General features: G+C 70.8%; 10 protein-coding genes and 1 pseudogene. 1 reads left to right on the forward strand and 10 read right to left on the reverse strand.

The window, feature by feature from the left end:
* Positions 1–7: 7 nt before the first annotated feature.
* The 4 genes from AB8P05_RS00810 to tssJ are packed head-to-tail and all read right to left on the reverse strand — an operon-like array spanning position 8 to position 7,841.
* On the reverse strand, positions 8–2,017 hold the full coding sequence (locus AB8P05_RS00810; protein ID WP_472758423.1) for a protein kinase domain-containing protein: 2,010 nt from the start codon (positions 2,015–2,017) through the stop codon (positions 8–10).
* Positions 1,999–5,640, reverse strand: a complete 3,642-nt coding sequence (gene tssM, locus AB8P05_RS00815; protein ID WP_472758424.1) for a type VI secretion system membrane subunit TssM — start codon at positions 5,638–5,640, stop codon at positions 1,999–2,001. The genes AB8P05_RS00810 and tssM overlap by 19 nt, the downstream gene beginning before the upstream one ends.
* A 3-nt stretch (positions 5,641–5,643) precedes the next feature.
* Positions 5,644–7,164, reverse strand: coding sequence for a type IVB secretion system protein IcmH/DotU (gene icmH / locus AB8P05_RS00820; protein ID WP_472758425.1), 1,521 nt, complete (start codon positions 7,162–7,164; stop codon positions 5,644–5,646).
* Positions 7,161–7,841: a type VI secretion system lipoprotein TssJ gene (gene tssJ, locus AB8P05_RS00825; RefSeq protein ID WP_472758426.1), complete on the reverse strand. Its 681-nt coding sequence runs from the start codon at positions 7,839–7,841 to the stop codon at positions 7,161–7,163. Before tssJ ends, icmH begins: the two co-directional genes overlap by 4 nt.
* A 429-nt stretch (positions 7,842–8,270) precedes the next feature.
* Here tssJ and AB8P05_RS00830 point away from each other — a divergent pair.
* A pseudogene (locus AB8P05_RS00830) lies at positions 8,271–8,636 on the forward strand (tetratricopeptide repeat protein); the annotation flags it as partial.
* Between the two features lie 358 nt (positions 8,637–8,994).
* Here the strand turns inward: AB8P05_RS00830 and AB8P05_RS00835 are convergent.
* The 6 genes from AB8P05_RS00835 to AB8P05_RS00860 form a co-directional block, all read right to left on the reverse strand.
* On the reverse strand, positions 8,995–10,536 hold the full coding sequence (locus tag AB8P05_RS00835; RefSeq protein WP_472758427.1) for a methyltransferase regulatory domain-containing protein: 1,542 nt from the start codon (positions 10,534–10,536) through the stop codon (positions 8,995–8,997).
* Positions 10,537–10,696: 160 nt separating this feature from the next.
* The gene (tssG, locus tag AB8P05_RS00840; protein ID WP_472758428.1) at positions 10,697–11,782 is read right to left on the reverse strand and encodes a type VI secretion system baseplate subunit TssG; all 1,086 of its coding nucleotides are present in this window, start codon (positions 11,780–11,782) and stop codon (positions 10,697–10,699) included.
* Positions 11,746–13,578 (reverse strand): type VI secretion system baseplate subunit TssF, encoded by a 1,833-nt coding sequence (gene tssF / locus AB8P05_RS00845; RefSeq protein WP_472758429.1) that lies wholly within the window; start codon positions 13,576–13,578, stop codon positions 11,746–11,748. The genes tssG and tssF overlap by 37 nt, the downstream gene beginning before the upstream one ends.
* The gene (gene tssE, locus AB8P05_RS00850; RefSeq protein ID WP_063634259.1) at positions 13,571–14,047 is read right to left on the reverse strand and encodes a type VI secretion system baseplate subunit TssE; all 477 of its coding nucleotides are present in this window, start codon (positions 14,045–14,047) and stop codon (positions 13,571–13,573) included. The genes tssF and tssE overlap by 8 nt, the downstream gene beginning before the upstream one ends.
* 177 nt (positions 14,048–14,224) lie before the next feature.
* Positions 14,225–15,022 carry a type VI secretion system accessory protein TagJ gene (locus tag AB8P05_RS00855; RefSeq protein ID WP_472758430.1) on the reverse strand — a complete coding sequence of 266 codons (798 nt, stop codon included), beginning with the start codon at positions 15,020–15,022 and terminating at the stop codon, positions 14,225–14,227.
* A 50-nt stretch (positions 15,023–15,072) separates the two neighbouring features.
* Positions 15,073–15,402, reverse strand: coding sequence for a hypothetical protein (locus AB8P05_RS00860; RefSeq protein ID WP_472759355.1), 330 nt, complete (start codon positions 15,400–15,402; stop codon positions 15,073–15,075).
* Between the last annotated feature and the right edge of the window lie 85 nt (positions 15,403–15,487).

Consider the following 15,487-nt stretch of genomic DNA (forward strand, 5'->3'; position numbering starts at 1 on the left):
TAGCCGGTCAGGCCGCCGCACCGGCGACAGCCCAGCGGCGCAGTGCCGTCACGGCGATCCGCTCCACCTCGCTCCAGCCCAGCCCGCTCGCCATCTCCGCCAGCGCCACCAGACGGGTACGCGCGCCGGTGTCGCCGACCGGCGCATTGCCGAGGTCGGCGGTCAGCCCGGCGACGAGGCCGTAGAGCATGGTCGACAGGCTGTGCATCAGCGGCGCGCAATCCGGCGCCGTCAGGCGGGTGGCGAACAGATAGAGCTGGCCGACGCCGCGCAGGCGGGCGCCGAAGCTCTCGGCCGTGCCGCCGCCAGTCGCGACCTCGCCGCGCAGTTCCTCCACCGACAGGGTGGCGAAGCGGCCGGCGGCGGCGATGAATTCCGCCACCGCGTCCTGCGGCAGGCCGCCGGTCGCCTGTCCGCCGGTCTCGAACAGGCGCTGGGCCATGACGATCAGCTCCTCGATGTTGGCGAGGATGATGGCGACGCCGAACCGTGCCAGACCGTCGTTGCCGTCGGTGCAGGCGCGCAGGATCTGCGTCACCTTGCGGATGACCTGCACGGCGAACATCAGCATGGCGCTGCGGCTCTGCGCCAGCTCCGCCTCGGCCCCCAGTTCCTCCAGCGCGTGCTGCAGGATCTCCAGCCGCAGGAAGTCCAGCGACAGCATCTGGATGTCCGGGTTGTCGCCGTCCATCAGCACCCGGTTCAGCTCGCCGGAATATAGGAAGAAGCGGCCGGACAGGTCGAAGGCGATCCGCGCCGCCGACATCTTCGCCCGGTCGGCGGCCGGCGTTCCGGCCAGCGCGCGGTTTATCGCGGCGAACAGCCGGACCAGCGGCATCCAGTCGCGCCGCTGGCTGGCCGGGGCGGCGCGCGGAGCCGGGGTGGCCGCGACGATCAGCTCGGTCAGCGGCTCGATCCCGGCGCCGAGCAGGATCGACTGCCAGCGCTGGGCGTCGCCGCCGGACCCCGCCTGCCACTCGGCCAACATGTCCAGCAGCTCGGTCAGCTTGCGGGCGTCGATCGGCTGGCCGGGGATGGCGCGCAACGCGGTTTCCAGCGCCGCGGCCAGGGCGTCGCGGTCGCGCGCCGGCATGGCGGCGGCCGGAATCTCGGCATTGAACAAGGTCAATTCGGCGGCGGGGATCGCGGCACCCATGGTGCCGGCCACGGCCAGCGCGTGGCGCAGCGCCTCGGCGAACTCCGCGGCGCTGCCATAGCGGTCGGCCGGCGCCTTCGCCAGCGCCTTCAGGATCACCGTGTCGAAGGGCGGCGGCAGTTCCGGATTGCCGTGGGAGGGCGGCGGCGGCTCCACGAACAGGATCTGCTGCATCACCGTGGCGACGGAGCCGGAGAAGGGCCGCCGCTGCGCCAGTAGGTAATAGAGCACCACCCCGGCGGAGAACAGGTCGCTGCGCGCGTCGGCCTTTTCCCCGCGCAGCACCTCCGGCGCCATGTAGGCAGGGGTGCCCAGCAGGTCGCCGGCCTGGGTCAGGTCGGAGGAGGAAATCTGCGCGATGCCGAAGTCGGCCAGCTTCGGCGTCAGATCCTCCTCCACCACGATGTTGGCCGGCTTGATGTCGCGGTGGATGATGTTGCGGGCATGCGCGAAGGCCAGCGCGTCCAGCACCGCCGCCATCAGGGCGCCGCCCTGCTGGGTGGACAGCGGGGTGTCGGCCTCCAGGTAGTGCTTCAACTCCTTGCCCTGGATCAGCTCCATGGCGAGGTAGGGCGCGCCGCCATGGGCGGCGTCCAGCATGCCGTAATCGTGCACCCGCACGATGTTGCGGTGGTCGAGCTTCAGCCCGATCTCCGCCTCCCGCCCGAAGCGGGCGAGCACGGCGTTGCGTTCGGCCGCTGCCAGCAGTTCGCCGCGCAGCAGCTTCAGCGCCACCGGCCGGCCGGTCCGCCCGTCGGTCGCGCGGTAGACCACGCTCATGGCGCCCTGGCCCAGCACCCCTTCGACCCGGTAGGGGCCGATGGGGCCGGGAAGCACGCCGCCTACAGAGCCGTCGGGCATCGGAAACTCTCCAGCAGGTTCTTGCCGAAGGGGTTGTTCACGCTGTCGGCCCGCAGGGCGAAGACCGCCTTGCGGGTGCCCACCGTCACCGCGAAGGTGAAGCGGTCGGGCTGCGGCGTGGACTCCAGCTTGCCGTCGGCGAGGAAATGGAACAATGCCCAGGGGCCCTGGCGCGAGATGCCGGCCGGCTCGCCCGGCAGCGGCGGGCCGAAGCCGAGGCGCACGCTGCTGGTGCCCTCCGCCCCCGGCCATTTCATCACCTGCGGACGCGGCGGGCCATGCTGGTAGATGAGTGTCTGGCCGTCGATGTCCAGCGCCACCTGGGTCGCCTTGGCGTCCAGCTCGACCGGCGTGATCTCGAACACCACCTTGGCGGTGGCGGCGCCGGCCGGGAACAGGCTGTCGCGGATGCGCGCCGCCCGTTCGAACTGGTCCAGCACCGCGGGCGGAATGCCGAGATCGACCTGATCTACCTTCTGCCACGCCCAGGGGCTGACCGTCATGTCGACGAAGGGGCGGAGGTTGGTGTTGAAGAACTGGTCGATCATGCCGCCCGGCGCGAACAGCTTGGCGAAATCCGCCGCCGTCACGTCCACCTGGCTGTTCGGCACCATGGGGAAGCGGTTGTCCAGCGCCGCCCGGCAGAAGGGCAGGACGGTGGACTGCCACGCCTTGTTGATCTGCGTCCGGGCTCCGCCGGCGCTGACGGTCGCCGCACTCTGCGCCACGGTGGCGACCATGCCGCCGACCGGGTCGGGCAGGTTGCGGGCGAGGTTGCGCAGCTGCGCGGCCACCGCCCCCTTGTCAGCACCGCCGGCCAGCCCGGCCAGCAGGGCGCCGTTCTGATCGGGCGCGTTGGCCGCGCGGGCGATCTGCTGGTACAGCTCGCCCAGCAGCTTCAGCGAGTCGTCCAGCTTGGGCGGCGCCCCGCCTTCGCCCTGCACGAGGTCGCGCAGCGCCTTGAAATGGTCGTTGATCGGCTGGCCCGGCGGCGGGCCGTCCGGCTGCAGCGAGACGCCGGCCAGCCGCGCCAGATAGGCTGCGTTGGTCCCGGTGGACTCCACCGCCTTCTCGCCAGCCTGCGCCTGCTGGGCAATCCCGGCCAGCGGACCACCGGCGACCGGACCCTTGCCGTCGGCGGGCTTGTCATTCGGGCCGGGCGCCAGCGTGGTCTCGCGCACCATGGCGGTCAGCCACAGCTTCAGCGGCGATTGCGGGCCGGACAGCGTGTTCAGCACGTCGGCTGCCTGGTTCAGGCTGCGCAGCGGCACGATCACCACGTCGCCCAGAAGCTCGTCCCACTGGCGGGCATAGCGGTCGAGATAGACGGCGAGGATGCCCTTCTCCAGCCGTTGCGCGCTGGCGACCGCCTGCGGGCCGCTGCTCGGCTGGCCCAGCACCCAGTTCTCGTCCACCAGCGCCTTGGCGACCTTGGGCAGGGCCGGCAGCACCGCCTTGTGGAAACCGTCATAGCTGTAGAGGCCGGGCACCCCCTCCGACAGCGGCTTGCCCGACGGGCGGATCAGCACCCGGCCGGCCAGCGGCCCGGCATGATCGACCAGCCGCCAGTCGGCCAGCGCCTGGATCTCCGGCCGGTCGCGCAGGATGGCGAAGCCGCGTTCGGCCAGCGGATAGCGCGTCAGGCTCTGCCGCGCCTCCTCCACCAGCGCTTCGTCCGGCTCGATGGACGAGAGGGGAGCGGCCAGCATGGCATCGAGATGGACGCGCAGGTCGCGCCGCACGCCGTCATAGGCCGGGCCGGGCAGCGAGGCCATCCAGTCGAGCGCCATCCACTCCGACACCAGCGCCTTGTCGAGCGGCCCCTTGCCGGCCAGCATCAGATAGACCTTCAGCGCCTGGAACAGGTACTCGGGCCGGCCGCGCTCGCGGCGCAGCTGCTCCTCCACCCGCAAGAAGACGCGCGGCAGCAGGACGGTGCGCAGCGCGCGGTCATAGACGGCCTCGCTGTGCCGGCCGAGCCGGTCGCCCTGATAGAGGCCGCCGGTCATCTCCAGCGGCGCCGGATCGGTCCAGCCGGCGGGGATGGCGCGCAGCGTGTTCAGCGGCGGCACGATGGTGATGAAATCGGTGTCGTCCACCTTGGCCAGCGACCGCGGGGCGGTGGCGAGCGGCGCCAGTTCGGCCTGCGCCTTGGCGGCGGCGGCATCGACCCCGGCGACCAGCGCGGCGTTGCCGGTGAAGCTGTTCGCCCAGAAGGCGGCGATCCCCAGCCCGGCCAGCAGCATCGCCACCATCGCCCCGCCGCGCAGCAGGCGCCGCCGCCGCTCCAGCCCGGAGTTGGTGCCGACCAGCCCGGCCTCGGCGAAGACCACCTCGCGCAGGGTGCGGGTCAGGAAGAAGCTGCGCCCGCCGCTGGCCGCCGGCAGCACGGGGCGGTCGAGCCCGAAGGACCCCGCCACCATCTCCGACAGACGGTCGACCGGCGCGCCGTCCTGGGTGCCGCTGGTCAGGTAGACGCCGCGCAGCAGCGCCCGTTCCTCGTAGCGGTTGGGCTCGAAGATGACCATCAGCAGGTCGGCGATGGCCGGCTTGAGTGCTGCGATCTGCGCCGGGAACAGAGTGTCGAGCGAGCGGCGCTGGATGTCGGATTCGCCATGCACGCGGTCGAGCACCCGGCGGGCGATGCGCCCGGTCAGCGCGTCGAACTCCGCGCCGAAGCGGTAGACCGGGGCGTCGTCGCCGCTCTTGCCGTCATCCAGCGGGAAGGTGACGCCCCAGACCTGTTCGCGCTCCTCCCGGCTGAGGTCGTCGAAGAACTCGGCGAAGCCGGCGATCAGGTCGGCCTTGGTCAGCAGCACATAGACCGGCACGCGCGACCCGACCTGTCCGCGCAGCTCCTTCAGCCGCAGCTTAAGCTGTTCGGCATGGCCCTTGCGCTCGGTCTCGCTCCACACCGCGAGGTCGGCGAGGCTGACGGCCAGCAGGATGCCGTTGACCGGCTGGCGCGGCCGGTGGCGCTTCAGCAGGGCGATGAAGTTCTTCCACACCTTGCCGTCGATGGCCGGCTGGCTGTCCTGGGTGATGTAGCGGCCGGCGGTGTCGATCAGCACCGCCTCGTCGGTGAACCACCAGTCGCAGTTGCGGGTGCCGCCGACGTCGCGCAGCGCCGACCGTCCCATTTCGGCGGCAAGCGGGAAGCGCAGGCCGGAATTGGCCAGCGCCGTCGTCTTGCCGGCCCCCGGCGCGCCGATCAGCAGATACCAGGGCAGCTGGTAGAGATAGCGCTGGCCCCAGGTGCCGCCGAAGCGCGCCTTGCGCAGCTGGTCCAGCGCTTCACGCAGGCGGCCGCGCAGCAGGTCGGTCTCCTGGCCGACGGCCTCCGAATCGGGATCGCCCTTGGCGGCCGGCGTCGCCTTGGCGAGAGCCTGCACCATGCGGTCGTTGGCGCTGCGGTGGCGGTAGAGCGACCATTGCATCGCCAGCGCCCAGACCAGCAGGATGCCGAACACCACCGCCAGCCGGACGGTGGCGTCCTCCAGCGGGAAGGCGCCCGACACGGCGACGAGCGGCCCCAGGAACCAGACGATGGCGCCCAGGCACAGCGCCGCGACCAGCGTCAGGAACCAGCGGGAGGTCAGGGCGGACAGGATCGTTTTCAGCATCGGTCAGGGCGCCAGCACGATGTCGACGCGCCGGTTGGCCTGCCGGCCCTCCGCCGTCGTGTTGGGGGCGATCGGGTCGGTGTCGCCGCGCCCTTCGGCGCTCAGGCGGTTGGCGGCGTCGCCTGCCAGGATCTCGGTCATCAGCTGTTGCACCCGGAAGGCCCGCGCCTCCGACAATTCCTGGTTGGAGGGGTAGCGCAGCGAGCGGATGGCGACGTTGTCGGTGTTGCCGATCACGGAGATGCGGCCCGGCTCCTTGCGCATCGCCTCGGCGACACGCCGGAACACCTCGACATAACGCGGCTCGATCCGGTCGCTGCCCGAAGCGAAGACGTTCAGGCGGGTGCGGACCAGCACGCGGCCGTCGGTGCCGCCGCTGACCTCGACCAGCCCGGCCTTGATGTCGGCGGCGAGAGCCAAGGCGACACGCTCCGCCACGGTCTGGCGGGGCGGCGGGGTGGGAAGGGTGACCGGCGGCGCGATGCGGGCGATCTGAACCGGCTGGTCGGGGATCACCGCGGCCAGCCGGCGATAGGCGGCGTCGGACTGGTCGGCCAGCGCGAAGACGAACCAGGCATAGAGGGCCGCCAGCAGCGCCGCGATCATCACGGCGGGCAGCCACAGCGGCACCGTCGCCGCCAGCGGCCGGAAGCCGTCGGCCTGTCCGCGCCAGTGGGGCGACAGGTCGCGCTCGGCCTCGCCGCGCTGCTTGCGGATGACGCGGTAGAGCCGGTCGCGCAGCTTCGCCAGTTCGCTGTAGCCGCGCTGCGAGACCCGGAACTTGCCCTCGAACCCCAGCGACAGGCAGAGGTAGAACAGCTCCAGCTCCATCAGGTGGCGGTCCGGCACCTCCGCCATCTGGTCGAGCAGGTCGAAGAAGCGTTCGCCGCCCCAGGTCTCCTTCTGGATGGTGGAGACGAGGCTCTTGTGCGCCCAAAGGCTCTGGCTGCCCCAGGGGGTCGCCAGCACCACATCGTCCACCGTCGCGCACAGCGCGTAGCCGGCATTGCGGATCTGGGTGGCGGACAGGCCGGCGCGGACGGTCGCCGCCTCGAACCGCTGCATCTCGGCGATGACGCGCTCGCGTAAGGACTCCACGTCGCGGTGCTGCGTCAGGTCGCGCACGCGCACCACCATCGCCAGGATGGGGGCGGCGGCGGTGACCAGCGGGTTGTCGCTGACCGCCGTCAGGGCCGTCAGCGCCGCATCGTCGAGCGGGCGGAAGCCTGGGGACAGCGGCGCCGACATCGCGGGGGCGGGTGCCGGGGCTTGCGGGGCGGCCGGCTTCGGCGTGGTGAAGGCGGCGGGCGAGAAGGCGGAGGGGGCGGAGAAGGGCTGCGCGCTCTGGCCGAAGGCCGGCGGCACCAGCCCGGCCGACCCACCGGAGAAGGGTGGCGGCGCGGTCGGCGCGGGGGTGGCGGCGGGAGCGGCCGGACGCTGGAACGCCATCGGCTGCATCACCGTGGCGTCGATGTCGTCCGGCTCTTCGAACGGGTTCTTGTCGGGCGGCGGCCGGACGCTCATGACGCCCCCTTCAGGATCAGGTTGTGCGTCGCCGCGGGCGGTCCGTCGGCGGCAGGCTTCGGCGCGGGTTCCGGCTTTTCGGCAGCTGGCTTGTCGCCGGCCGGCTTCTCGGCATCGGGTTTGGCGCCATCCTCCTTGGCACCATCCACCTTCTCGGCATCCGGCTTGTCGGCCGGCGTGTCGTTGCCGTCCGCCGCGCCGTCGCCGGGGACGAGCGTGATGGTGCTGGCCGCGGCGGTCAGGACGAAGCTGTTGGCCTTGTTCGGCTGGATCGGCTGCATGGCGCGCCAGCCCGCTTCCTCGTAGGCGCGGAAGGCGGCGGCGACGGCCAGCGTCTTGACGTCCGGCTTGGGCTGCACGGTCACGGTCTGGCGGCTGTCGGGCGGCACCGCCAGTTCCTGCCGGTCGAGCAGGGTGGGGCCGAGCGTCGCCTTGTCCTGGTCGATGACCTGGAAGAAATCGGCGTTGGCGAAAGCATCGCTGGGGCCGAGCTGGTAGAGCCGCAGCATCACCGGCGACGGCCGGCCGTTCGGATCGGGATTCAGCGCCTTGGCCCCGACCACCGTCAGCTGGATCGTGGTCGGCGGCGGGGGAGGCGGCGGGGCGGAGGAGCAGGCGGCAAGCGCCGGCACTGCGGCCAGGACGGCAGCGGACCAAATCGTCTTCCGGATCCGCATCCAGCCGGCAATCCTCTGCATCACCACACCTTTCCCCTTATACGAACGGGTATAGCAGGGCACGAATGGATGGTCATCCTTAACCAAAGGCGCCGGCGTGACAATTCCTCGACCGCCGGCTGGGGAGGTTGAACGCCGGGCGCCGGGGGGACAGACTCGGGCGCAGGGGCTGTTCCGCAACTGCGCAGCGAATGGAATAAAGCCGGTTCGCGCACTGTTCGTGGGGTGAACGCTCGGGGGACAATTGACGAAGGTGCCAGCGCCATGTCCAGGCTTGCCATGCCCACGCTTTGGACCCGGATGAAAGCCGAGCTGGGCGACAGTGACGCCCAGTTCCGCTTCGCCGAATCGCTGCGGGCGGCCGATGTCGCCGCCGCGGTTCCCTGGTACAGGCGCGCGGCGCGCCAGGGCCATGTCGCCGCGCAGACCATGCTGGCCTTCCTGCTCGCCAACGGCATCGGCGTGCCGCCCGACCCGCGCCGCGCCGTGTCCTGGTATCGCCGCGCCGCCGCCAAGGGCGATGTCGGGGCGCAGAACAATCTCGGCTACATGCACGAACACGGCGCCGGCGTGCCGTGCAACCCGGCCAAGGCGGCGCTGTGGTACCGGCTGGCCGCCCTGCAGCAGTCGGCCGCCGCCCAGGTCAACCTCGCCCTGCTGCTGCTCGACGGCCGCGGGGTCGACCGGGACGAGGCCGAGGCCGTGCACTGGCTGCGCGCCGCCGCCGGGCAGGGCCATCCCGCCGCCCAGTACCGCCTGGCCTTGTGCCTGCGCGAAGGTGTCGGCATCGAACGCGACCCGGCCGAGGCCGCCCTGTGGATGCAGGCCGCCGCGGCCGCCGGCGACCGCGACGCGCTGGCGGCGCTCGCCGACCGGCGCGCGGACGCCGCTCCCCGCCGCGGAGGGCGAGGAGGGCGACGGCTGGGAGGAGGAGGCGTTCGGCTGGCAGCATCAGGCGGAGCGGCGTCCCATGCGGGGTGCGGTGATGATTCCCTCTCCCGTCCCGGGAGAGGGAGGGGACCCACGCCAGCAGGCGTGGGGAGGGTGAGGGGGATTCCAAGAATTCCGAACCGCATGGTTTCTTGTCCCACCCCTCACCCTTCCCATGCTCCGCATGGGCCCCTTCCCTCTCCCGGGGCGGGAGAGGGATCAGTTAGCGGATCATGCCCAGCTTGCGCCAGACCGGCAGGCTGTTCGCCATGCACCAGCCCATGCTGTCGGCGATGGCCTTGCGGCTGGCCTCGTCGGCGTTCTCCGGCGCGTCCAGGCGGCGCATCGCGTGGGCGACCAGCGCGTCCAGCGTTTCCGGCACGCCTTCGCTGAGGCCGTCATAGAGCAGCGCCTCCATCGTGCTGACATGCAGGCCGGCGCCGCCGACCGAGGCGGCGAAGGCGCTGCTCTTGCGCCCCTCGCTGGTGGCGAGGTCGTTGGCGGCGGCGCGGTTGTGGGCCAGCACGGAGGGGAGCGGCGTCACCGTTTCCGGCGGGTTCAGCACCGGTACCGCCTGGCTGGAGCCGGTCAGCATGCCGGCGATCTCCACCGCCGACAGGTTGCCGCCGGCCCGCCGGACCTCCGGAAGCTCCATCAGGTCGCCGATGCGGCGCGGCCCCTCGGCCAGCGCGTCGAAGATCGGCTCGTAATGCTTGGCCTCCAGCGTCGCCTCGCCCAGCGGCACCTGGATGGTGGTGCGGGCGTCGGCGCGCGGGATGATCATCGCCATCGCCATGTCCTTCAGCATCGCGTCGCGCTTTGCCACGCTGATCCGCCGGGCGCCGCGGACGAAGACATCGCGGCGGAAAGGGCGGCCGACGCAGTAATCCTTGAAGGTCTCGCGCAGGCTGGGCACGCCGATGCTGTCCAGCGCCGTGCGCTGGTCGGGCGTCAGCGACAGGTCCGGGTAATTCTCGAACAGGGTGGCGGAGCCGGCATAGGTCAGCTTCGCCTCGCCCAATTCGCGCGCGACATCGACGTGGTAGAGCGGCTGCCAGCTGCCGTTCAGGTATTCATGCGCCAGATAGACCGACTGTTCGGTGCTGTTCTTGGCCTTGGTCTCGCCGCGCAGCTTGCCGAACATCGCCTCGTCGCCGAGGATTTTGGCGCCGGCCTTGTAGAGCTGCTCGGCGAAGTCCAGCCCGGCCTTCACCTGCACGTCGCTGCGCTGGTGGACCAGACCGGAATATTCGTAGAGCAGCCGCTGCAGCGGCATCATCGGCGCCCAGCCCGGCATGGCGTTGTAGCTGACATAGACCAGCCCGCCCGGCTTCAGCTTCTTCGCCAGGAAGCGCGCGATGGCACCGCGGTTCATCGGGCTGACCCAGCTGTAGACGCCGTGCAGCGTGACGAAGTCGAACTCCGGCAGGTCCGGCCCTTCGCCCTCCGCCATCTCGGCAAAGCTCGCCTCATGGAAGGCGATGTTGGTCAGGCCGGCCGCCTCGGCGGCATCGCGGGCGCGGGCGATGTGGGCGGGGTGGAAGTCCACCGCATGGAACCGCCCCTGCGGGTTGGCCGCCGCGAACAGCGCCACCGTCGTCCCATGGCCGCAGCCGAGTTCGCAGTAATCGAACCCGTTGGCGGTCGAGGGCGGGGCGATGCCGTTGATCAGGCAGCTCAGCGTCAGATGCGCCGGCCCCTGTTCACGGTAGAAGCCCGGCAGATATTCGATGTCCGACACATAGCCGGCGCTCCAGTCGCTCATGGGGTCCTCGTCCTTCTACGGGGTGCGGTAGGTGCGGTGCCCCCTCCCTCCCGCTCTTGCGAGCGGGCCCCTCCCTCCCCGCTTCGCGGGAGAGGGAAGACTTGCCCCCTCTCCCGCAAAGCGGGGGAGGGTTGGGGAGGGGGCACCGCGCCCGCACGCCTCACAAATCCTGCATCGGAAAAACCGCGTCCTTGCGCTCGACCGGGCTCGGCGCGTGCAGCACCCAGCCGTTCCAGCCCAGCCGCGTGCCGTCGGCATCGTCCCCGCCGGCGCCCAGGCGGGCGGCTGGTACCTCGGCGGCCAGCAGGCTCACCTGAAGCTCGAAATCCAGTTCGGGACCGACATACATCCGCACCAGATCCTGCAGCTTCCGGAATTCGCGGCCTTCCGGCATGAAGTCGCGGAACTGGTCGTGGTTCAGCGGGCCGATACGCAGGCGGAACTTGCCCTGGACGTCCCAGGCGCGGTCGCCGGCCAGCGCGTCGATGCCCAGCCGGCAATGCTGACCCTCGGGGGCCGACAGGCTGGGCAGGCGCGTCTGCCCGTCCGGCGCGATCGGCAGCCAGCCGCCGACGAAGCTTTCCACCGTCACCGGCCGGCCGAGGAAGTCCGACAGCATCTCCTGCAGGTCGGTGGCCGAGCGCGTGCCGCGCGACATCAGGCCGGAATAATGCAGGAGGGTCTCGTCCTCCACCACCAGACGCTTGGTCAGCGACGGCTGGCCGATGCCGACGAAGCTGGACAGGGTGGTGCTGACCGGATCGGGGTCCCGTGAACCCTGGCCGCGCTCGAAGGACACCGGCAGCCGGTATTTCGCCCAGGCGCGGTAGAACAGCGAGAAGCTGCGGTGGTGGAAGACGTCGAAGAAGTCGCGCAGCGCCCGGTTCCGCTCGCGCAAAGACCGGATCATCAGTTCGGTATAGTGCTGCGGCAGCACGCCCAGCGGCCCGACCAGCCCCAGGAAGGCGCCCACCACCGTCGGCGGACGCCCGTCCACCCCCGGCTCCGCCCCCGCCACCTGATTGCCGGGGAAGGTCAGCGAGGTCTCGGCGCGCAGGCGTACGACCTCCTCGCGCGGGTCATGGTCGTGGCCCACGGCATGGCGGCGCGCGGTGCGCGGGTCGCGCGCATCGCGGCGGGCCTGCCATTCCAGCACCCGCACCGCCTGGAAGAAGTCGAAGCGGTGGGGCGCGCGGAACAGCCGGTCGATTACAGAAGCGGGCGGTTGCCGGCGCGGGCGGGCCATGTGCGGAGCACTCCGGTGCGGCCCTTGACCGTGGCGGTCAGCCGCGTGAAGGAATTGATCGAGCAGTACAGCCCCAGGAAATGGTCGAGGATCATCGCCAGCAGGAACATGCCGCTGCCGCTGAAGCGCTGCGGGTCGAATTCGATGCCGACGTCGATGCCGCGGCACATGGCGTCGCCCCAGGCGACATCGCCCGGCCGGGACGGCGCCCGCGCGGTACCGCGCTTGGTCGTCACCTTGACGATGCCGTCGGCGATGCCGCGGGTTTCGGCGGAATCGCGGAAGTCGTAGAGCCGCAGGATCTCGCGCAGCGCCTCCGTCCCCTCCGCCCCGCCGGAGATCGACAGGTGGTTCAGCAGCAGGTGGGAGACGAGGCGCCAGCGATGGCCCTTGCGTTCGGCAATGCGCAGCGTCGGCGTCGGCGGCGTCAGGCAGGACAGGCCGGCCACCGCCGCCATCCCCTCCGTCAGCTTCAGGTGCGGGTGGCCGCCGCCATAGGGCAGTTGCCCCGGCAGGTCGCGGTTGAGGCAGGTCGTCTCCACCGACAGCACCGACTCCGCCGGGCTCGACGGGTCGAAGTCGAGATCGACCAGCGCCAGATGCACCTCGGTGCCGGGATCGCGCCCGCCGGCCGGGCGGCGGCTGGCGGTGTAATAGGTGCGGCTGACCGCTTCGACCCCGCCATGGCGCAGGCCGTAGAAGGGCAGGAAGCGCCGCTGCTTGCCGTCGGGATCGGTGGCCAGCACGCTGTCGACCGAATAGACCTCCAGCGCGCCGGGGCGGCGGGCGTCGGGAACCACGCGGTGCTCGTGCTGGGTCTGGGTCAGCGCCACCGGCTCCGCCCGCTGGCGGAACAGATTGACCACCGGGGTGCAGCCCAGCGCGAAATTGTCCTTCGACACCGCGCGTTCCAGATCGCCGTCGGTGTTGTTCAGGTAGATGAAGATCTCCAGCGTGTTGCCGGCGCGGCGCAGCACCTTCGGCGAGACGTGGAGGTCGAAGAACAGGAACTTCTCCGGAAAGGCGAAATACTCGGTCAGCAGCCGGTAGCCGCCATGGGAGCGGGCGGGGTAGGGCAGCATGCCCTCCTCGTCGCCGAAGCCGACCGGGCGGATGGCGTCGGGGCCGAGGATCACCGCATTCGGATCCTGCGGGTCGTCGGCCAGCGCCACCGAGACGGCGTTATTGAAGATCAACTCGTGCAGGGCATAGACCTGCTGCGGCTGGCCGCGCAGGAAGAAGCGCAGTGTGTCCGGCGCCAGTTCCGTGAAGGTCATCTCCGGCACGCGGCAGCGCAGGGTCAGGCGCAGCGAGGCCACCGCGTCGCCCGCCCGCGGATTCGGCGGCGCCACCAGCGGCCGTCCGGCGAGCACCGCCTGGTCCAGCTCGATCGGCCACAGGGTCGCGGGATAGACGGTGCGGAAGCGGCAGGTCTCCCCGCGCAGCGCTTCCGTCTCCAGCTCCGTCCCCTTCGGCACGGTGTGCGAGCCGGTCAGGTCCGCGCTGCTCTTCATCTGCACCACCGCCATCGACGGGATCGGCGCCAAATAATGCGGGTAGAGCACGTCGAGCAGCGTGTCCACCAGCTCCGGATACTCGTCGTCCAGCTTGCGGCTGATGCGGGCGTTGAGGAAGGCGACGCCCTCCAGCAGCCGGGCGACATGCGGATCCTCCACCGCGTCGGCGCTGAGCCGCAGCCGGCCGGCGATCTTCGGATGCGCCTCCGAGAACTCCGCCGCCATGCGGCGCAGGTAGGTCAGCTCGCGGTTGTAATATGGGAGGAGTTCGTCAGCCACGGGCCTTGCTCGTCACGGAGACCATGTTGGAGGTGGGATCGACCACCGAATCGAAGACCATCGGTTCCGGCGCCGGATCGGCATGGATCAGCGCCTCGATCCGGAAGCGCAGGGTGCGGTCGGCCGGGTCGCTGTTCTCGACCATGGTCACCGCCAGATGGGCGAAGCGCGGTTCCCACCGCCGGATCGCCGCCTCGATCTGCGCCACCACCTCGCGCCGGCGGGAGTCGGTGGCGACATTCTCCACCAGCAGGTCGTGGCAGCCATAGCCGAGGATCGAGTCCGCCAGTTCCGTCAGGTCGTCCGGCCAGCCCAGCACCCGCCGCCGGGTGTTCAGCAGATTCTCCAGGTCGCGCCGGATCGCCGCCCGCAGGTCCGCCACGGTGTGCGGCCGCGGCGCCACATGCTCCGGCGTGTCGTCGAGCAGACGGTCCAGGACAGACAGGGTGATGGACTGGTTGCGATCCATGGTGGCCTTTGCGTCGTCTCCCTCTCCCGCCCCGGGAGAGGGAAGGGGCCCATGCGAAGCATGGGAAGGGTGAGGGTGAACCAAGGATCAGGAATCCATGTCCGGATTGCCCCTCACCCTCCCCACGCCTACGGCGCGGGTCCCCTCCCTCTCCCGGGGCGGGAGAGGGCGTTATCCTCACACCGCCCCCGAGAACTCCAGCGTGCCCAGCTGCAGCATCGGAACGCTCTCCTCGCCGACCAGGAAGCAGCGTTGGCCGGTCCCGCGCACGGGCGCATCCTCCGACCAGTCGGTCGCGCGGCCCAGCTTCAGCGCATCCTCGATATCGGCCGGGGCGCCGCCATACAGCGTCGGCAGATACACCTCGCCGTCCGGGCCGCCGCGCACCACCATGTGCGCCGGGCGCCACAGCAGGTCGCGCGGGCGCTGGGGCGCGCGGAACTCGACCAGTTCCACCGTCTCGGTGGCGATCCAGAAATACTTGCCGGTGCTGGTGTAGACCTCGAAGAAGCCGCCGGTCAGGTCGTCCAGGTCGCGGAAATCGTCGAAGGGCGTGCCGTCATGGCTGCCGGACACCGGCGGGCGGATTTCCTCGGCCTGGGCCAGCTTCGCAACGGCATCGGCGGTGTCGCCGGCGCGCAGCGCGACCAGCGCCTCCAGATGCAGGCGCAGATGGTCGGCCGGCTGGTCGATGAATTCCGGCACGCGGCCGTCGGCGAACAGCTGGCGCCGCGCCTGCTCGGCCCGCACCAGCTGGCGGAACAGCGCCATGGTGACGGCCACCTGCGGCTCCTGCGTGCCGATGGTGTCGAGCTGCAGGTCGGCGCGCTCCAGATTGCCGGCGAAGCTCAGCAGCTCGGCCAGGAAGACGCGGCGGTCGAGATCGGTCGGCTTCTTCTTGATCTCGCCGTTCAGCGCGGTGATCGCCTCATCGAGGCGGCCCGCCTGGAACAGCTGGGCTGCGGTTTCGCTCATAGTCGATTTCTCCCCCTCGATGGAGCGCCTGACATCGCCGCTGCGGGTGGTCAGGCGGCACCGCCTGTTTGGGCCAGCTCGGTCACCAGCTTGAAGGTCGAGAAGACCTGATCCAGCTGGAAGTGCGGCCGAAGATGGATGACGCATTGATAGTTGCCGGGCTTGCCCGGAATGGCGCGGACCTGGATGCTGCCCTCGCGCAAGGGATAGCGGGCCTTCTGGTCCAGGCTGGCGTCGTCATTGCCCAGGCAATAGCCGTGCAGCCAGCTCTGCAGGTCGCGCTCGCATTCCTCCGGCGTGACGAAGGAGCCGACGCGGTCGCGCACCATCACCTTCAGGAAATGGGCGAAGCGCGCGATGCAGAACATGTAGCGCAGCATCGCCGACAGCCGGGCGTTGGCCGTCGCCGTCGTGGTGGTGAACTGGCCGACGCGCTGGACCGACTGGTTGCCGTAGAAGACCAGA

The organism is Azospirillum sp. VT-I1, from assembly GCF_055698305.1.